Origin of the sequence: Deinococcus grandis, assembly GCF_001485435.1 — a bacterium.
In the GTDB taxonomy this organism is placed as follows: domain Bacteria; phylum Deinococcota; class Deinococci; order Deinococcales; family Deinococcaceae; genus Deinococcus; species Deinococcus grandis.
Map to the genome: position 1 here is coordinate 1,367,224 of NZ_BCMS01000001.1, position 18,057 is coordinate 1,385,280.

18 protein-coding genes and 1 pseudogene are annotated in these 18,057 nt (G+C 70.7%); 1 reads left to right on the plus strand and 18 read right to left on the minus strand.

Annotated features, from left to right (window positions below; translation table 11 throughout):
* Nucleotide 1: 1 nt before the first annotated feature.
* The 9 genes from murG to lepA all read right to left on the minus strand — a co-directional run bounded on the left by murG (nt 2) and on the right by lepA (nt 8,289).
* The gene (murG, locus tag DEIGR_RS06775) at nt 2-1,132 is read right to left on the minus strand and encodes an undecaprenyldiphospho-muramoylpentapeptide beta-N-acetylglucosaminyltransferase (protein WP_058976282.1); all 1,131 of its coding nucleotides are present in this window, start codon (nt 1,130-1,132) and stop codon (nt 2-4) included.
* Nucleotides 1,133-1,367: 235 nt separating this feature from the next.
* Nucleotides 1,368-2,135 (minus strand): AIM24 family protein, encoded by a 768-nt coding sequence (locus tag DEIGR_RS06780; protein WP_046842722.1) that lies wholly within the window; start codon nt 2,133-2,135, stop codon nt 1,368-1,370.
* A 54-nt stretch (nt 2,136-2,189) separates the two neighbouring features.
* Nucleotides 2,190-3,353, minus strand: coding sequence for a pyridoxal phosphate-dependent aminotransferase (locus tag DEIGR_RS06785; RefSeq protein ID WP_058976283.1), 1,164 nt, complete (start codon nt 3,351-3,353; stop codon nt 2,190-2,192).
* Nucleotides 3,354-3,397: 44 nt separating this feature from the next.
* Entirely contained in the window at nt 3,398-3,772 is a 375-nt protein-coding gene (locus DEIGR_RS06790) for a hypothetical protein (RefSeq protein WP_160329916.1), read from the minus strand.
* 45 nt (nt 3,773-3,817) lie between these two features.
* Nucleotides 3,818-3,943, minus strand: coding sequence for a hypothetical protein (locus DEIGR_RS21450; protein WP_269083790.1), 126 nt, complete (start codon nt 3,941-3,943; stop codon nt 3,818-3,820).
* Nucleotides 3,944-4,003: 60 nt separating this feature from the next.
* The gene (locus tag DEIGR_RS06795) at nt 4,004-4,483 is read right to left on the minus strand and encodes a hypothetical protein (protein ID WP_058976285.1); all 480 of its coding nucleotides are present in this window, start codon (nt 4,481-4,483) and stop codon (nt 4,004-4,006) included.
* 99 nt (nt 4,484-4,582) lie between these two features.
* The gene (locus DEIGR_RS06800) at nt 4,583-5,167 is read right to left on the minus strand and encodes a response regulator transcription factor (RefSeq protein ID WP_046842716.1); all 585 of its coding nucleotides are present in this window, start codon (nt 5,165-5,167) and stop codon (nt 4,583-4,585) included.
* Entirely contained in the window at nt 5,164-6,249 is a 1,086-nt protein-coding gene (locus DEIGR_RS06805; RefSeq protein WP_058976286.1) for a sensor histidine kinase, read from the minus strand. Before DEIGR_RS06805 ends, DEIGR_RS06800 begins: the two co-directional genes overlap by 4 nt.
* Nucleotides 6,250-6,468: 219 nt before the next feature.
* Nucleotides 6,469-8,289 carry a translation elongation factor 4 gene (lepA, locus tag DEIGR_RS06810; RefSeq protein ID WP_058976287.1) on the minus strand — a complete coding sequence of 607 codons (1,821 nt, stop codon included), beginning with the start codon at nt 8,287-8,289 and terminating at the stop codon, nt 6,469-6,471.
* Nucleotides 8,290-8,376: 87 nt separating this feature from the next.
* On the opposite strand from lepA, the gene DEIGR_RS06815 reads away from it, so the two are divergent.
* Nucleotides 8,377-9,717 carry a M28 family peptidase gene (locus DEIGR_RS06815; protein WP_058976288.1) on the plus strand — a complete coding sequence of 447 codons (1,341 nt, stop codon included), beginning with the start codon at nt 8,377-8,379 and terminating at the stop codon, nt 9,715-9,717.
* 87 nt (nt 9,718-9,804) lie between these two features.
* On the opposite strand, the gene DEIGR_RS06820 is transcribed toward DEIGR_RS06815, so the two are convergent.
* The 9 genes and pseudogenes from DEIGR_RS06820 to DEIGR_RS21265 all read right to left on the minus strand — a co-directional run bounded on the left by DEIGR_RS06820 (nt 9,805) and on the right by DEIGR_RS21265 (nt 18,033).
* Nucleotides 9,805-10,554, minus strand: coding sequence for an ABC transporter ATP-binding protein (locus DEIGR_RS06820; protein WP_058976289.1), 750 nt, complete (start codon nt 10,552-10,554; stop codon nt 9,805-9,807).
* The gene (locus DEIGR_RS06825) at nt 10,551-11,387 is read right to left on the minus strand and encodes an ABC transporter permease (RefSeq protein ID WP_058976290.1); all 837 of its coding nucleotides are present in this window, start codon (nt 11,385-11,387) and stop codon (nt 10,551-10,553) included. Before DEIGR_RS06825 ends, DEIGR_RS06820 begins: the two co-directional genes overlap by 4 nt.
* Before the next feature lie 16 nt (nt 11,388-11,403).
* Nucleotides 11,404-12,369: an ABC transporter substrate-binding protein gene (locus tag DEIGR_RS06830; RefSeq protein WP_058976291.1), complete on the minus strand. Its 966-nt coding sequence runs from the start codon at nt 12,367-12,369 to the stop codon at nt 11,404-11,406.
* Nucleotides 12,370-12,466: 97 nt separating this feature from the next.
* Nucleotides 12,467-13,633 (minus strand): sulfate adenylyltransferase, encoded by a 1,167-nt coding sequence (gene sat / locus DEIGR_RS06835; protein WP_058976292.1) that lies wholly within the window; start codon nt 13,631-13,633, stop codon nt 12,467-12,469.
* Between the two features lie 102 nt (nt 13,634-13,735).
* Nucleotides 13,736-14,419 (minus strand): phosphoadenylyl-sulfate reductase, encoded by a 684-nt coding sequence (locus tag DEIGR_RS06840; RefSeq protein WP_058976293.1) that lies wholly within the window; start codon nt 14,417-14,419, stop codon nt 13,736-13,738.
* Nucleotides 14,416-15,003, minus strand: a pseudogene (gene cysC / locus DEIGR_RS06845) (adenylyl-sulfate kinase); the annotation flags it as partial. The gene DEIGR_RS06840 and the pseudogene cysC, both read right to left, overlap by 4 nt.
* Nucleotides 14,952-16,523, minus strand: coding sequence for a nitrite/sulfite reductase (locus tag DEIGR_RS06850; protein ID WP_058976295.1), 1,572 nt, complete (start codon nt 16,521-16,523; stop codon nt 14,952-14,954). The pseudogene cysC and the gene DEIGR_RS06850, both read right to left, overlap by 52 nt.
* 9 nt (nt 16,524-16,532) lie before the next feature.
* Nucleotides 16,533-16,985 (minus strand): DUF4395 domain-containing protein, encoded by a 453-nt coding sequence (locus tag DEIGR_RS06855; RefSeq protein ID WP_058976296.1) that lies wholly within the window; start codon nt 16,983-16,985, stop codon nt 16,533-16,535.
* 91 nt (nt 16,986-17,076) lie between these two features.
* Nucleotides 17,077-18,033, minus strand: a complete 957-nt coding sequence (locus DEIGR_RS21265; protein WP_236704682.1) for an excalibur calcium-binding domain-containing protein — start codon at nt 18,031-18,033, stop codon at nt 17,077-17,079.
* Nucleotides 18,034-18,057: the final 24 nt, after the last annotated feature.

Genomic DNA, 18,057 nt, shown 5'->3' on the forward strand with positions numbered 1-18,057 from the left:
ACTAACGCAGGTGCCGTTCGATCAGGTCCGCGAACCGCCCCGCCGCACCCGTCTGGGCCCGCCCGAGCGCCGCCTCTCTCATCGAGGCGCGCGTCCCCGCTGCCGCACACTCTAACACCGCCCGCCCCAGCGCTTCTGACGCGTTGCGCTGCTCCACCACCACACCTGCACCCGCCGCCTGCACCGCCTGCGCGTTATGGAACTGATGGTTCTCCGCCGATTCCGGCAGCGGCACCATGATCAGCGGCACCCCGTGATACGCCGCCTCCGCCAGCGTGCTCGTGCCTGCGCGCGTGATCGCGAGATCCGCCACCGACCACGCCGCCACCGCGTCCACGTACCCGGCTGCCTCATACCACTCCAGGTCCCGCACGCCCGGCGCGACCTCCGACAGCCAGCGCGGCCCGGTCGAGTGCAGCACCTGCACCCCACCCCGACCCGCGCCCGTGAAGTCCAGATCCACCACGCCCGGCGCGGGCGGCGGCAGCAGCCCCTCCGGGCCGAACACGTGCCGCAGCACGTCCGGCACCGTCTGGTTCAGGAACAGCGACCCCTGCGAGCCGCCCATCACGAAGATCGTCAGCGGCCCCTCCTGGAGCCCCAGCCGCGCCAGCGCCTCCGCGCGCGGCAGCCGCTCCTCACGCACCGGCATGCCCACCATCGTCGCCAGCTTCGCGTCCAGGCCGATCACGCGCTCGTACGCCGTGCCCACCGCGCGCGCCTTGCGCACCGCCAGCCGCTGCGTCAGGCCCAGCCGGGCGTTCTGCTCGTGCAGCACCGTCGGCACGCCCAGACTCTGCGCGGCCAGCACGCCCGGCAGGCTCGCGAAGCCCCCGTACCCGACCACCACGCCCGGCTTCAGCCGGTTCAACAGCGAACGGGCCTGCAACACGCCCTGCCCGGCCCGCAGCAGCTCCCGCGGGTCCGGGCGGCCCTGCCCGCTGCGCGCCAGCTTCCCGGCGTCCACGCCCTCGAACGGCAGGCCCTGCTCGCGCGACACGCGCTCCTCCATCCCCCCACGCTGCCCCAGCAGCAGCACCTCATGCCCTCGGCGCGACAGCTCCCGCGCCGTCGCCACCGCCGGATAGATATGCCCCCCCGTGCCCCCCGTCGCCATCACAACCAGACTCATCGCGGGCGAGTCTAGCCCGTCAGGGGGGTGGGTTGTGGGGTGTAGGGAGTGGGAAGTGGGGAGTGGGAAGTGGGGAGTGGGAAGTGGGGAGTGGAAACCGCCACGCTCAGTCGGGAGCGGTCATGGGGCGACGACAGGAAGGGGAGACGACCACACCTCGTCGCCTCCCCCCAGGGCACGGGGCGGGTCATCCAGCCGACCCACTCCCCACTGCCCACTCCCTCCTTCCCCCCGCTCAGTCGAACAGGTCGCCCAGGCTCTTGCCGACGCTGCCGCCGTGACTGTCGCCGCCGAGCATCCCGGCCTCGAACTCCTCGTAGGGCTGCACGACCACGAAGCCGTCGCCCTGGAAGACCATCTGGTACGTCTCGCCGCCGCCCCGGCCGAACATGCTGCGCATGCTGGAATCCATCCGCAGCTGCGGCTGCAGGTTCCCGCTCCAGGCGATGGTGGCGTTCGGGTCGGTGAAGATCGGCTCCTGCGGCGTCACGCGCAGCGTCAGCGGCTTGCCGTGACTGAGGATCGCGACCATGCCGTGCCCCTGCACGCGCACGCTGAACAGCCCGCCCGCCGCCATGCCCGCGATGCGGCGCTGCATGGTGATGTCGTACTGCACGGTGTCCTCGAAGGCCAGCAGGTCGTTGCCGTTCACGTTCAGCGCGTCGCCCTGCAGGCGCAGGATCTGCACCTCCTTGCCCTGATCGGCGAGGTACGCCACGCCGCGCCCCTCGATCTTCGCCAGGGGGCTCATCTCCTGCGACACGGCGCGCTTCAGGGCCTTCATCAGGCCGCCCTCGAGCATGCCTTCACGCGTGAACGAGAGGTTGCCCTTGTAGGCGACCATCGCGCCCAGCTTGCTCCAGATGCGGCCGTTGACCTTCACCTCCAGCATCTTGCTGCTCTCCAGCTCGAACACCTCGCCGGGATTGTCCCGCTCGGCGGTCTGAGCGATGAAGTCACGGAGGCTGTAGGTGCCGTCACTGCCCGGGTGCATATTCGTCATACGAACCCACAGTACGACGCCCCGCGCCAAACGGTTCCCGGCCGCGTGACCGGGTCAGCCCAGCAGCCCACCGATGCGGCGCAGGACCTCCTCGATGTTCGCCATGCTCGTCGCGTAGCTCAGGCGCACCTGCCCCGGCGCGGCGAAATCCGTGCCCGGCACGACCGCCACCCGCGCGTCGTCCAGGATGCGCCGCGCGGCCTCCAGCTCGTCCGGGTGGATGGGCGTCGTGTCGGCCATCACGTAGAACGCGCCCTGCGGCGTGGGCGTGCGCAGGCCCAGCCCGTTCAGGCCCGAGACGATCCGGTCGCGCCGCTCGCGGTACGCCGCGCGGGCCATGTCCAGGAACGCCGCCGTGTGCGCCTGATCCGACAGGGCCGAAAGGGTTGCGTACTGCGACACGCTGCTCGCGTTGCTGGTGCTCTGCGACTGCAGGGCGTTCATCGCGGCGATCACGCCCTTCGGGCCGCCCGCGTACCCGATGCGCCACCCGGTCATCGCGTACGCCTTGCTCGCCCCGTTGATCGTCAGCGTGTGCTCGGGCGCGAAGGTGCCGATGCTGACCTGATCGGTGTCGTATACCAGATGCTCGTACATCTCGTCCGTCACGATCACGAGGTTGTGCTTCTGTGCCACCGCCGCGACCGCGCGCAGCACCTCCGGCGGGAACACCGCGCCCGTCGGGTTCCCCGGGCTGTTCAGCACGATCATCCGCGTCCTGGGCGTCACGCGCGCCTCCAGTTCGTCCGGATCGAGCAGGAAGCCCGACTCCGGAGTGGTCGGCACCGCCACCGGCACCGCGCCCGTCAGGGCCACCATCTCCGGGTAACTCACCCAGTACGGCGCGGGGATCAGCACCTCGTCCCCCGGGTTCAGCAGCGCGAAGAACGCGTTGAACAGCGCCTGCTTCCCGCCACTCGTGACCGTCACGCAGTCCGGCGCGTACTCCAGGCCGTTCTCACGGGCGAACTTCGCGCTGATCGCCTCGCGCAATTCCGGAATGCCGTTCACCGCCGTGTACTTCGTCTTCCCCGACTCGATGGCCGCGATGGCCGCCGCCTTCACGTGCTCCGGCGTGTCGAAATCCGGCTCGCCCACGCTCATGCTGATCACGTCCACGCCCTGCCGCCGCAACTCCAGCGCGCGGCTGGTCACGGCGACCGTCGCGGAAGGCTTCAGGCTCAGGGCACGCTCGGACAGCAGAAAAGGGCCGCTCATACCCCGCAGGGTACAGGCGGCCCGACCGGCGCGGGGCGAGAAGTTTAGAAGCGGTACGTCACGCCCAGCCGCAGACTGGGGGACATCAGCGTCACATCACGGGGCGGCTCGGACGGCTGACCAGGGGGCGGCGCCACGAAACCGGTGAAGGCGTCCCGCAGCACCGTGTACCGCAGCCCCCCCTCCACGAAGAAGCCCAGATCCGGACGGGTGCGGCTGCGGTACCCGCCGACCCCCCCGACCCGCCAGCCCCCCTGACCCGCCACGAACAGCCCGGCGGACGGCCCACCGTAGAAGCCCACGTCCGCCCCGCTGAACAGCACGTCGGCCGACACGACCGGCCCCAGCAGCAGCAGGGCGTCCACACCCAGGCGCGGCGCAACCGTCAGCGTGCCGACCCTGCCCACCGGGGCGGACACACCCAGACTGCCGAACGGCACGATGGTTTCCAGGCCCAGGCCCGCTCAGACCGTGGGTCGCTCGGCCGTACTGGCGTCGTTGGCGGCGGATTGCGCGGTGGCCAGCGGGGCGGTCAGCAACAGACCGGCCAGGGCCGCGGCGGCGCGTGAAGACAGCTTAAGATTCCTCATTCTCTTCGCAGGGTAGCAGCCGGGAAATTGCCAGGATGCCTCGCCTGCCCGGCGGACAGGTCAGAAGCGGTAGGTCACGCCCAGGTTCACGCCGGGCAGCAGTACGACCTCGCCCGCGCCCAGCAGGTAGCGGGCCTTGAGTTCCCCGAAGTAGCCCCAGTTCCCCTGACCCAGGGGACCCTGCACGCCCGCGACGCCGCCCAGCACCCACGCGAGTCCGGCGATGTTCCCGACGCTCGGGCCGCCGTACAGGTTCATGCCGGGCTCGTTGCCGCGCAGCAGCACCTCTGCGCTGTACACGGGCACCGGACCGGTCGCGTCCGGCAGCGGCAGGAGGGTCAGGCTGGCGCCGCCACGCACCGCGACGGTCATCTGCGGCTGGCGCACCACGTCCGCGCTCAGGCCCAGGCTGACGGTCGGCAGGATGAACGCGTCGGTCCCCAGCCCACCCCAGACCTGCACGCCGGTCGGTGCGGTCTGCGCGGCGGCAGTCCCGCTCAGGAGGAGGGCGGCACCAGTGATCAGGGCGGCAGTCTTCATGCGGCGACTCTAGGGTCTGCGCGCACCCTCACCGGCCACACATGACGTGCGCCACCCCGTGCCCCCGGCGGGGGAGAGGCGGCGCGTTTCAGGCGACGTTCAGTGGAGCAGGCCGATGCTGCGGGCGCGGCTGACCGCCTCGGTGCGGTCCCCGGCGTCCAGTTTCGCGTACAGGCGCGCCAGGTGGTCCTTGACGGTGTCGGGACTCACGCCGAGGTTCTTGGCGATCTCCTTGTTGCTGTAGCCCTGGGCCAGCAGGGGCAGCACCTCGGACTCGCGCGGCGTCAGGCGCGGCACGTCCACGTGCGGCAGGCGGTCGATGTCGGGGTTCGCCACGATATCCCGCAGCTGCCGCGCGAGGCTCTCCGGGTCCGTTTCCTTGCTCACGTACCCGCGCGCTCCGGCGGCCCGCGCGGCCTGCACGATGGCGGGCTCCGCGAAGGTGGTGATCAGCACGCTGACCAGCCGGGGGTTGCTCTGACGCAGCCGCTCGCAGACCTCGATGCCGGTCATGCCGGGCATCTTCACGTCCAGCAGCGCCGCGTCGGGCTGCAGCGCCCGGCAGGCTTCCAGCGCGGCCAGGCCGTCGCTGGCCTCGGCGACCACGTCGAACCCCTGGTGGATCAGGGCGTACTTCAGGCCCATGCGGAAGAGGGGGTGGTCGTCGGCGATGACTAATCTCATGGTTGAACCTCCGGGAGGGACAGGGTGAAGCGGGTCAGGGCAGCGGGGTCGGGCGCGGGGTGATCGTCAGGTGGAGGCGCCGGTGGGTGTTCGGGGAGCGTGGCGGGCACGCGGTCGTAGTGCAGGTCGCCGCCGTGCGCCTGCGCGATGCGCCGCACGATGAACAGGCCCAGCCCGGCCGTGCCGGACGTGTACTGCTGCCCGGCGATGGTGGTGGGCTGCGCGTTGAACGGCTGCGCGAGTTCGTCCAGCGGGGCGGGCAGGCCGGGGCCGTCGTCGGTCACGGTCAGGCCCGACGGGGTGACCTCCAGCGTGACGTGCGTGCGGGCGTACCGCAGGGCGTTCACGGTGAGGTTCGTGACGGCGCGTTCCAGGACGGGCGCGTCGGCGGCGGCCACGCCGTGCCCGGACACGCGGATCTGCACGCCCTGCTCCTGCGCCTGCGTGGCGACCCGCGCGGCGACCTCGTCCAGCAGGGCGCGCAGGTCGGCCGGGGCGACGCGCACCTGCACCTGTTCCTGCTCGAAGCGGTGCGCGTCGGCCATCTGCTGCACGAGCCCCAGCAGCCGCGCCGTCTCGGCCTGGATCTGCTCGCCCATCGTGCGGCGTTCGGCGTCCGGGACGGGCATGGTCGTGATGATCTTCGTGAGGTGCCCCGTGGCGATCAGCGGGGTCTTCAGGTCGTGCACCAGGGTCGCCATGAACGCGTTGCGGCGCGCCTGCTCGGTACTCAGGCGGCCCAGCAGGTCCGTGAACGCCTGGCGCAGCGACAGGATCTCCAGCGGGTCGTCGTGGTGCGGCTCGCCGAACTGGCCGCGCATGACCTCGGCGCGCAGGCGGCTGACCGACGTGAGCAGCGCCCCGCTGAGCACGAAGCCCACCAGCGCGCAGGTGGCGCCCACGAGCACCATCCAGGCGATGATCGCGCCGCTGGGCAACGCGGGCTGCGCCATGAGGGTCATCACGAGGTTCGGCAGGAACGCCAGCAGGAAGATCACCAGCGTGAACTGCGCGCGCAGGGTCGTGCGCACCCGCAACCCGCGTGGGCGGGCAGGGCTGGACAGTCGGGACCCGGCGCTCATGAAACTCAGGGTACGCGCCCGCGTCTGACAGAACCCTCACGCACCTGTCAATCCCCCCACCCCCGCCGCATGGGGGAAGTATGGGCACCCCCGCCTGGGGGGAACGCGCACGTGAAGGTACCGTGACAGCCGGAGGGGCGCCCCACGTGCAGGCTCCCCTCCGGCTGGATTTCCGGCTTGTTCCTGGGTGCTTATTCCCCGGTGCTTATTCCTCGGTGCTTATTCCTCGGTGCTGAGGACCGCCAGGAACGCCTCCTGCGGCACCTCCACCGTCCCGAACTGCTTCATGCGGGCGCGGCCCTTCTTCTGCTTTTCCAGCAGTTTCTTCTTGCGGGAGATGTCGCCGCCGTAGCACTTGGCGAGCACGTCCTTGCGGAAGGCCTTCACGGTGGCGCGCGCGATGATCTTCCCGCCGATCACGGCCTGTACGGGTACGGGGAACATCTGCCGGGGGATCACGTCGGCCATCTTGTCCACGATCTTGCGGCCCAGCCCGTAGGTCTTGGTCTCGTGCACGATCACGGCCAGCGCGTCGATGATCTCGTTGTTCACCATGATGTCGACCTTGCGCAGGTCGCCTTCGCGGTACCCGAGCTGCTCGTAGTCCATGCTGGCGTACCCGCGGCTGATGCTCTTGAGGCGGTCGTGGAAGTCGTACAGGATCTCCGCGAACGGCACCTCGTACAGCAGCTCCACGCGCTTGCCGACGTAGTTCATGGTGATCATCGAGCCGCGCCGTTCCTGCAGCAGCTGCATGACCGGCCCCACGTAGTCCTCGGGGAGCATGATGCTCAGCTTGATGTACGGTTCCTCCACGGTCGTGATGCGGTCACGGGTGGGGAACTCGGCCGGGTTCTGCGTCTCGAACACCTCGCCGTTCGTGAGGGTCACGCGGTACACCACGGCGGGCGCCGTGGCGATCAGGTCCAGGTCGTACTCGCGTTCCAGGCGCTCCTGGATGATCTCGGCGTGCAGCAGGCCCAGGAAGCCGCAGCGGAACCCGAAGCCCAGCGCCTCGGACGTTTCCGGCTCGAAGGAGAACGCCGCGTCGTTCAGCTTCAGCTTCTCCAGCGCGTCGCGCAGCTTGCGGTAATCCTCGGTGTCGGTCGGGTACAGGCCCGAGAACACCACGGGCTGCGCCGGCTTGAAGCCGGGGAACGGCTCGGCCGTCTGCCGCTCGCGCCCGGTCAGGGTGTCGCCCACCTGCGCGTCCTGGATGTCCTTGATCCCCGCCGCGACCCAGCCGACCGCGCCCGCCGGGAGGGACTGCCCCACGACCAGACCGGGGCTGAACGTGCCGACCTTGTCCACCTCGAAGTTCTTCCCGGCGTTCATCAGGCGGATCTGATCCTTCGGGTTCAGCGTGCCTTCCAGCACCCGCACGAACAGGATCACGCCCTGGTACGCGTCGAAGAACGAGTCGAAGATCAGCGCCTTCAGCGGGGCCTCCGGGTCACCGCTGGGCGCGGGGATGCGCTCCACGATGGCCTCCAGGATCTCGGGAATGCCGATCCCGGCCTTGCCGGACGCGAACACGGCGTCCGACGCGGGAATCCCGATGACTTCCTCCAGTTCCTGCGCGGCGCCTTCCGGGTCGGCGGCGGGCAGGTCGATCTTGTTGATGACCGGCACGATCTCCAGGTTGCTGTCGATGGCGAGGTACGCGTTCACGATCGTCTGCGCCTCGACGCCCTGCGAGGCGTCCACGAGCAGCAGCACGCCCTCACAGGCCGCCAGGGACCGTGAGACCTCGTAGTTGAAGTCCACGTGACCTGGGGTGTCGATCAGGTTGAAGGTGTACTCCTCGCCGTCCTCACGCGTGTACGTGAGGCGCACCGGGGTGCTCTTGATGGTGATGCCGCGCTCGCGTTCGAGTTCCAGCGTGTCGAGGGTCTGGTCGCGCTTGTCCCGTTCGGACATGGCCCCCAGCCGCTCCAGAATGCGGTCCGCGAGGGTGGATTTCCCGTGGTCCACATGGGCGATGATCGAGAAGTTCCTGACGTTCACAATCCGCAGTCTAGCGTGGCACGCCGAACGCATGCAGTGACCCGCGCCCCGTGACCCCAGACCCGTGGTGCGGTACCTGCGGCAACCCGGCCCGCCCGGGCGGCGTATCAAGGAGTCAGCATGTCCCCCCGCACCCGCGCCCTGCCCACCCGCCCCGCCATTCCCGCGTGGAAGATCATCCTGCCCGTCCTCGGCGCCGCGGCGCTCGGCTGGTGGGGGTACAGCTGGGTCACCCGGCCCGTGAACCCACCGCTGGACCCCGCCGCGCGCCAGGGCAGCGTCGCGGGCGACTGGGCCACCCTGAAGACCTTCGGGCCGCGCACGCCCGGCACGCCCGGACACGACCGCACCCTGGACTGGGCGCAGGCACATTTGACCGCGCTGGGTTACCACGTCACCCGCGACACCTTCCCGCTGGACGTCTGGACGGACGGCGGCGCGACCGTCACCGGACCCGGCGGGCTGAACGTCACGGGCCGCGCCCTGTACGGCTCGCAGGGGTTCGACCAGCAGGGTCGCCTCGTGGCGGTGCCCGGCGACGCCAGCGACGCGCAACTCGAAGCCCTGGACCTGCAGATGCAACTGGCCGTCACGCACTGCCCCGAGCGCCCCTGGGGCCGGTTCGCCGCGGCACTGATCGACCGGGGCGCGTTCGGCGTGGCGATCATCGACGACTGCCCGGTCACGCCCGCCCTGTCCCGCGCGCCCGCCACGCCCCTGCCCATGCTCGTGCTGGACCGGGAAGCCGGAGCGGCTCTGGAGACGCACCTGGGGCAGACCGTCACGTTCACCACCCGCACCGGCGAGCAGACCGTGCAGGCCGCCAACCTCGTCGCCCGGCGGGTCGAGGGGCAGGCGCAGGTCATCTACGGCGCGCACCTGGACAGCGTGCCCGGCGCCAGCGGCGCGAACGACAACGCCAGCGGCGTGCTGGCCGTCCTGGACCTCGCGCGGCGCGCGGCAGGCACCCCGGACGCGAAGCGGGCGTGGTTCGCGCTGTTCGACGCCGAGGAACTCGGCCTGATCGGCAGCCGCCAGTTCGTCCGGACGTACGCGTACCCCATGGAACAGACCCGCGCCATGATCAACCTCGACATGGTCGGCGTCGGCGCCCAGCCGCTGGGCGTCGCCGCCACCGAGGACCTGCTGCCCCTGATCCGCGCCGCTCGCCCCGGCCTGCGCGAGTTCGAGGACGAGGCGCAGTCCACCCGCGAGACTTTCGGCCGGAGCCTGGGCACCACCGGCCTGAGCGACCACGCCGCGTTCAAGGAGGTCCGCATTCCCGCCGCGTTCCTGCACCGCGGCCTGGACGGGCACTACCACACCCCGCAGGACACCACCCTGGACCCCGCGCTGGTCCAGGACGCCGCCCGCACGGCCTGGACGCTCGGTCAGGCGGTCCTCGCCGCGCCCTTCACGCCGCGCCCCGAGTGCGGCCTGACCGGCCGCGACTGCCACTGACCCCGGTGCTGCTTACGCGACCCCCGGACGGGACGGAGGCGGCCCCCACTGCCGGGTGCAGAGGGGGCCGCCCGGAGGCTGCGGGGCCTACTCGCCCAGCAGGCGTTTCAGGTCGTCCACGCTCGTCTGCGCGGCGGGGGCGTCCAGCGCCACCTGACCGCCGCGCAGGGCCACGACCCGCTGGCCCAGGTGCAGCGCTTCTTCCAGCTGGTGCGTGACGAACACGACGGTCACGCCGGACTGCCGCCAGAGGGTCAGCAGTTCGTCGGCCAGGGTGGTGCGGGTCGCGTGGTCCAGGGCGCTGAACGGCTCGTCGAGCAGCAGCAGGCCCGGGCGGGTGACCAGGGCGCGGGCCAGGGCGACGCGCTGGCGCTGCCCGCCGCTGAGTTCGTGCGGACGGCGCGGGCCGTAGCCGTCCAGGCCCACCTGCCGCAGCGCGTCCTGCACGCGCGCGTCCCGTTCGGCGCGGGGCACGCCGCGCAGGCCGAAGGCGACGTTCCCGGAGACGGTCAGCCAGGGGAACAGCGCGGCCTCCTGCTGCACCAGGGTCAGGCGGGGGTGCGGGCCGCGCACGACCTCGCCGCCCAGACTGATCTGGCCGCGCTGGGGTTTCAGGAAGCCCGCCAGGAGGCTCAGCAGGGTGCTCTTGCCGCTGCCGGACGGGCCGACCACGCACAGGAACTCCCCGCCCGGCACGTCCAGGTTCAGCGGGCCGACACCTGCGCCTGCCGCGCGGCGGCCCTGGTAGTGGTACGTCACGCCGTCCAGGTTCAGGGGCGCGCCGCCACGTTCGGCGGCCAGGGGGGCGGTGGCGGCGCGGTTCATCGTGGTGGTCATTGTGGCACCTCCAGGCCGTAGTCACGCCGGACGCGGCCCTCGGCGGCGCGCAGCAGCGAGTCGAACAGCCCGCCGATCACGCCGATGATGATGATCGTCGCCAGGACCAGCGCCACGTTCGCGGTGTTCCGCCCGATTTCCAGCTGCTCGCCCAGGCTGGCCGCTCCGGCGATCAGGAGTTCCCCACCGACCAGGGCGCGCCAGGAGAAACTCCAGGCGGTCCGCAGCCCGGTCAGGATGCTGGGCACGCTGGCGGGCAGCAGCACCCGCAGCATCAGGCCCAGCGAGCCCGCGCCCAGGGTGCGGCCCGCCACGCGCAGCGCCGGGGGGACGTTCAGCAGCGCGCCGGACACCGCCAGCGCCACCGGGATGAAGCCTTCCAGGATGACGACGAACAGCACGGCGCGTTCGTTCAGGCCCAGGAACAGAATCGCGAAGGGCACGAACGCGATGCTCGGCACGCTCTGGATGCCGGTCAGGTACGCGCCCAGCGTGGTCCGCAGCGGCCGCCACGCGCCCATCAGCAGGCCCACGACGACGCCCAGCAGCACGGCGATCACGTACCCGGTCAGGACGCGGCGCAGGCTCCCGCCGATGGCGGACAGCAGCTTGCCGTCCTGCGGGCCGGTGCCCCATAGGCCGTAGCTGATCTCGGTCCACACGGCTTTCGGGCCGGGGAACACGTACGGCGGGTACAGCTTGAGCACGTCGGTGACCAGCCACCACGCGCCCAGGATGACGATCAGGCCCACGAGCTGCGTGACCAGGGTCTGCCAGTGGCTCTGGCCCCGCGCGGCGCGGGTGGGTTGCATGTCAGGGGAGAGGGCGGTCATATCTTCCTCCCCGGAGTCACTTGCGGATGAACGGCGCGAGGTCCGGCGCGCTGCGGGCGTACCCGGCTTCCACGTTCAGCTTGGCGTACTCGGTCAGCGCGGCCAGGTCGAGGCTGGTCGTGAACCGCGTGCGCGCGAAGGCCCGCTGAAGCACGCGCGGGTCGAGTTTCGTGCCCGTCGCTTTCAGCAGCTGGTTGTTCACGGCGGTCTGCGCGGCCACTGGGCTCTTGTTGATGAACGCCACGGCGTCGGTGTGCGCCTTCAGGAACGCCGTGACGATCTGCGGGTTGGCCTGCGCGAACTTCGCGTTCACGATCACGACGGTCGTGGGGTACTTCCCGTCCCGCCAGACGGTCTTCTCACTGCCGATGACCTTGTGCCCCTGCGCTTCCAGGGCCGCGCCCCAGGGTTCGGGCACCAGCGTGGCGTCCACGCGTTTGGCGGCGAAGGCGGCCAGTACGTCGGCGGGCGCGATAGGTGTGATGGTGACGTTCCCGCCGTCCGCCCTGGGCTTCAGGCTGTTCTCGTTCAGGATGTGGCGAAGGCTGATGTCCTGCGTGTTCCCCAGGCTGGGCACCGCGACGATCTTCCCGGCCAGGTCCTTGTACGACTTGATGCCGCTGTCCTTACGCACGACGAGCACCGCGCCCGCCTCGCTGGCCCCGGCCAGGAACTGCACGGGCATGCCGCGCCCGGCGGCGTTGATGGCCGGGCCCGGGCCCACGTAGGCGATGTCGATCTGCCCGGCGGCGAACGCCTCGGTCAGGGTGGTGCCGGACACGAACTCCTTGGCGTCCAGCTTCACCTTGCCCGATCCGACTTGACTCAGGGCTTTCTGGAAGGTGCCGCGTTCCAAGCCCACCAGGGCGGGCGCGTGCGTGAGGTTGGGGAAGAAGCCCAGGCGCACGGTCTGGGCGTCCTGGGCGGCGGCGGTGGTCAGCAGGGTCAGCGTCAGCAGGGTCGGTCTGATCAATCGGGTCATGGGCCCTCCGGGGTGGAATGCTGCATTTCAAGCGGGACGGCGGGCGCGCGCGTGTGACGGTGCCCACCGTCTCTTCAGGTTTCCTTCAGCTCGGGGCTTACGCCTTGTCGGCGTACGCGGCGCGGAGCACCTCGGCCACCTCGGGCCGGGTGAACTCGGCAGGCAGGTTCTCCCCGGCGCGCAGCTTCTCGCGGACCTTCGTGCCGCTCAGCACGAGGTGGTGCGAGCCGTCGTGCGGGCAGGTGCGGGGGCTGACGAGCTGACCGCACGAGTTGCAGTAGAAGGTGTGCTCGAACTTCAGGATCTGGATGCCCAGTTCCTCTGGCGAGTACGCGCTGAAGATCTCCTGCGCGTCGTACGTGCCGTAGTAGCTGCCGACACCCGCGTGGTCGCGGCCCACGATGAAGTGCGTCACGCCGTAGTTGCGCCGGGACAGGGCGTGTAGGATCGCCTCGCGCGGCCCGGCGTAACGCATCGCGGCCGGGTACACGCTGAGCAGCGTGCGGGCCTGCGGGTAGTACCCCTCCAGCAGCACCTCGTACGCCTGCACGCGGGTGGCGGCGGGCACGTCGTCGCCCTTGGTGGTCCCCACCAGCGGGTGCAGCAGCAGCCCGTCCACGAGTTCCAGCGCCACCTTCTGCAGGTACTCGTGCGCGCGGTGGATGGGGTTGCGCGTCTGGAACGCCACCGTGGAACGCCAGCCGCGCGCCTCGATCACCTCGCGCACCTCGGCGGGCGTGCGGTGGTGGCGGGGGAAGTGCCCACGGGGAATCTCGAACAGCGCGACCGGCCCGGCCAGGTTGAAGTCACCCTGCGCGTACAGCGCCGCCACGCCGGGGTGCGTCTCGTCCTCGGTGCGGTACACCTCGCGCGCCTCCCAGGCCTTGCGGGCCGCAAACGCCTCCTGCACGTCCACCCAGCCCACGTCCTGACCCTCGAAGCTCAGGACCACGCGCCCGCGCAGCCCGGCGTGCTCGGCGCTCACGGGCAGCGTGATCGGGATGCTCCAGGGCGTGCCGTCCGCGAGGCGCAGCCGCTCGATGACCGAGAGGTAGTCCGCCTCGTTCACGAAGCCGGTCAGGGGGGAGTACGCGCCGGTGGCGAGCATCTCCAGGTCGGCCAGGGTGCGCTCGCTGATGTTCAGGCGCGGCAGCGCGGCGAGTTCCGCCGGGTCGAAGTCGTGGCCGGCGCGGCGCACGCCATTGACCAGGGTGCCGCCGAGGGGGGTGGGGAGGGTGGAGGTGGTGGGGAGCAGGATCGTCATGGGTCGGACCTCTTGATGAAAAGACTCAACTATTCGGGGCAGGAAAAGCCGCTCGGAACTCGGGCGGCGGCAGGTATGACGGGCAAGGTCAACAGCGGCGCATCACAACTTCCCGTCCCCGGCCCACAGGCCACACTCGGTCTTGCCCATGCCAGCCCAGCGGCCCGCGCGGGCGTCCTCGCCGGGGCGCACGGCACGCGTGCAGGTCCAGCACCCGACGCTCAGGAACCCGTCCCAGTACAGCGGGTTCACCGGCAGGTCCTGCTCGCGTGCGTAGGTTTCCAGCCTCTCGCGCGTCCAGTGGGCCAGCGGGTTCACCTTCACGCGCGCGCCGTCCTCGACGAACGGAATGTCCGCGCGGGTGCTCGCCTGATCGCGGCTGCGGGCGTTCAGCAGCGCCGACGGGGCCCGCTGGCGCAGATATGCCTGCAGGGGCGCGACCTTCCGCACGGCGCAGCAGGCGTCCGGATCGCTGGCATACAGCGCGGGGTCGGTCTGCCCGTCCTCGGGACTCGCGCCGTCGTTCAGGGTCACGAACGTCAGTTCCGGGTAGCGGGCGGCCAGTCGGTCGCGGGTCGCCAGCGTCTCGGGGAAGTGGTACCCGGTGTCCACGAACACCACCTCGCCCCGGTACCCGGCCTTCACGGCCAGATCGAGCAGCACCACGCCGTTCAGGTTGAACGCGCTGGGCATCGGGACGTCCGGGTGCGTTTCCAGCGTCCAGCGGATCACGTCCAGCGGGTCGCTGGCGGGCGTGAAGTCGGGTCGGGGCGAGGTGGTGGTCATACGCCCAGTTTCTCCAGCAGCTGCCGCACGCCGTCCTCGACGCTGATTCGGTCGGTGCGCAGGTGCAGGTCGGGGTTCTCGGGCGCCTCGTAGGGGTCGCTGACCCCGGTGAAGTGCGGGATCTCCCCGGCGATGGCCTTCAGGTACAGGCCCTTCACGTCCCGCGCCGTCACGACGTCCAGCGGGGCGTCCACGAAGACCTCCAGCGCGTTCGGCAGGCCGGACAGCACCTCGCGGCGCGTATCGGCGTAGGGGCTGATCGCACTGACGAGGACTGTCACGCCATGTTTGGCGAGCAGGCCAGCCACGAAGCCGATGCGGCGCACGTTCGTGTCCCGGTCGGCCTTCGAGAAGCCCAGGCCCTTGCTGAGGTTCTCGCGCACCGCGTCGCCGTCCAGCAGTTCCACGGCCACGCCACGCGCCAGGAGTTCCTCGTGCAGGGCGCTCGCCAGGGTGCTCTTGCCCGCGCCGCTCAGGCCGGTCAGCCACACCACGCGGCCCGTCCCGACGGCCTGCTGCTCGGCCACGGCGGTCATGCGGTGACCGCCTCGCGCGCGCCCAGCACGGCGTCCGGCGCGAAGTGCTCGTGCCCGATACGGTCGGCGTACTCCACGAAGCTCTCGCCCGGCTGCTTGTTCGCCTGGAACTCGGCCAGCACGGCCGCCGCGTACTCGTTCAGGCGTTCGGCGGGCACCGCGCCCTTCAGTTTCGTGCCGGTCCGCTGTGCCTGCCCGATGCTCCCGGCCAGGTGCACGTTGTACACCTCGTGCACGGTGCCGTCCTTGTCGGTCTTGTTGGCGCCCATGAAGCCCAGGTCAGCCACCTGATAGCGCGTGCAGGCGTTGCTGCACCCGGTCAGGTTGATCGTGAACGGCACGTCCATCGCCAGCGTCAGGGGTTCGAGGTGATCGACCAGCGCGGCGGTGCGGGCCTTCGTCTCGGTCAGCGCGAGGCGGCAGAACTGGTTGCCGGTGCAGGCGATGGTCGTGCCCCGGATGGTCGCCTTCGGCGCGAGGTTGATCGCGGCCAGTTCGGCGCTCAGGGCCTCGACGTCCCCGGTGGCGACGTGGGGGATCACCATGTTCTGGAACGCGGTGGTGCGCAGCACGCCCTTGCCATAGCGGTCGGCCAGATCGGCCAGGACGCGGGCCTTGGTGGGGTCGATGCGGCCCACGGTGGTCGCCACGACCACGTAGTTCAGGCCGTCCGCCTGCGGCTGAACGCCCAGCACGTCATTGCCGCCGAACCGCGCGACGGGCGCGGCGGGGCCGTCCTGCAACCTGCGGCCCAGGTAGTCGTTCTCGACGATCTCGCGGAACTTCTCCACGCCCAGGTCCTTGATCAGGAACTTCAGGCGGCTCTTCTTGCGGTTCTGACGGTAGCCGTGGTCGCGGTACGCGGCGGTGATGGCCTGCCCCACCTCCACGACCTCCTCGGGGCGGATGAACACGCCCAGGCGCCTGGACAGGTGCGCCACGGCGCCCAGGCCGCCGCCCACCCACACGTCGAAGCCGACCTCACCGTTCACGCGGTGCGCGAGGAAGCCGATGTCGTTGATCATGTGGATGCCTTCCAGCTCCGGCACCGCCGTGATGCTCATCTTGAACTTGCGCGGCAGGTCCTGGAAATCAGGGTTGCCGGTCAGGGTGCCTTCCATGGCGTGGGCCAGGGGGCGCACGTCGATGATCTCGCGGGCGTCCAGGCCCGCCAGGGGGCTGGCGATCACGGCGCGCACGGTGTCGCCGCAGGCACCCTTGGGGTGCAGGCCCAGTGGTTCCAGCCGCTCGAAGATGCGGGGGATGTCACCTATGGTCAGCCAGTGGAACTGGAACGCCTGCCGGTCCGTGACGTCCAGGAAGCCCCGGCCGTACTCCTCGGCGATGTTCGCCACCTCGCGCATGGTCGCGCTGGAAAACTCGGCGGCGGGGACGCGGACGCGCATCATCAGGAAGCCGTCCTCCTGGGGGCGCTGCGGGTACACCCCGGCCCACTTGAGCAGGTCGATCCGCTCGGGGTCGATGAATCCCTGCTCGGCGTACTGGGGGATCAGGTCGAAAATCTGGAAGGGCGGTACGGCTTTCTTCAGGGCTTCGATGTCACTCATGATGGGTCCTTAGCGCTTGAGGAGCTGGTAACGGAGGCGGCGGTACTGGAAGTACATCACGCACCCCACGCAGATCTTCCGGGAGAGGTTCAAAGCGGCCAGGGCGATCACGATCACGCCCAGCGCCGCCCCGACGATGGGGAGACCCGCCAGTGTCAAGCTCGCGGAGGCCAGCAGGAAGCTGCCGCCCACGCCCTGCGCGAAGTGGTGCGCGCGGGGGTCCTCCTCGACGACCTCGGGCCTCAGGCCCAGGGCGGGTCCCAGCAGGCGGTACGCGGCGCGCATGGGGGAGAGGTCGGGCGTGACGGCCCCGATCAGCATGGCCGCGCCCAGCACCAGCGTCAGCGCCGGGACGGTCAGGATCACGGCCAGCAGGGTCACGAAGACCACCGTGACCTGATTGAACTTCAGCGCACTCAGGTCGGTGCGCGCGGGCGTGCGGGTGGGGGCGGAGGCAATCATTGACAAAAAAGGTAAACCTTTATGGGCGACAAAACAAGTCAACTATCCAGACAGCTCCCCACACCTGTCCGGACAGCCCACACACGACCCGTCAACGCTCGCAGGCCAGTCCATCCCCGTCCCCGTCCAGGCCCGGCCGGTAGCCCAGCTGCCCCCGCCGCAGCGGCAGCGCCGCTCCCGCCGCCCGTGCCGCCGCGCAACTCGCGAAGCCCCCGGCAGGCACGGCGGGCGGGTCCGCCTGCACCGGGCAGGCCCCCACCGGCAGCCGGAACGGCGCGGCCCTTCCCCCCTGCACCCGGTACCCCAGATCCTCCAGCGCGCCCAGTGTCAGCGGACTCACCGGATTGAGCCGCCCCGTGTACTCCCCGGACGAGCCGGACAGCACCTCCGAACACACCGCCTCGCCCGCCCAGTGACCCAGGTCCGGATCCAGGGGAATGCCCGCGCCCCGGCCGCCCAGCGCCCGGAACGCCGCCACGGCCCGGGGCGCCACGTACAGCGTGGTCTTCCCCTGCCGCTTCAGGAACACCCGGTCATCCTGCTCGCCACTCACCGACACCCGCGCGTCCCGCTCCCACAGCGTCCCCACGCCCAGCACATGCAGGAACTCATGGATCATCGTGTCCAGCACGTCCGTGCGCGGCAGATCCGACAGCCCCGCGCTGTTCAGGTCCACCACGCCGTAGATCGGTAGGAACGACCCGTCATGCAGGTCGCAGGGCATCCCGGTCGCGTACAGATCGTCATCCAGCCGCTTCACGCGGACGAACACCACCAGCCGCGTCAGGCGGCCGCGCAGCGCGGGCAGCCCCCGGTCGCACTCGCCCGCCGGGACGTCCACCCGCACCGGTTCGAACGGCGACGCGATCAGCGCCGACACCCGCCGCGCCGCCTCGTTCACCGCCGAGCGCGGCGCGGCCCCCAGCGGCGCCCCCAGGAACCGCACCTCGATCCCGAACGGCTCCGCCGCAACCGCGCCCGCCTGCCCCGCGCCCAGCAGTGCCGCCAGTACCCCTGCCATCACCCCGCCCCGCCACCCTGTCTTCACCCCCCTACTGTACGGACAGGGGCC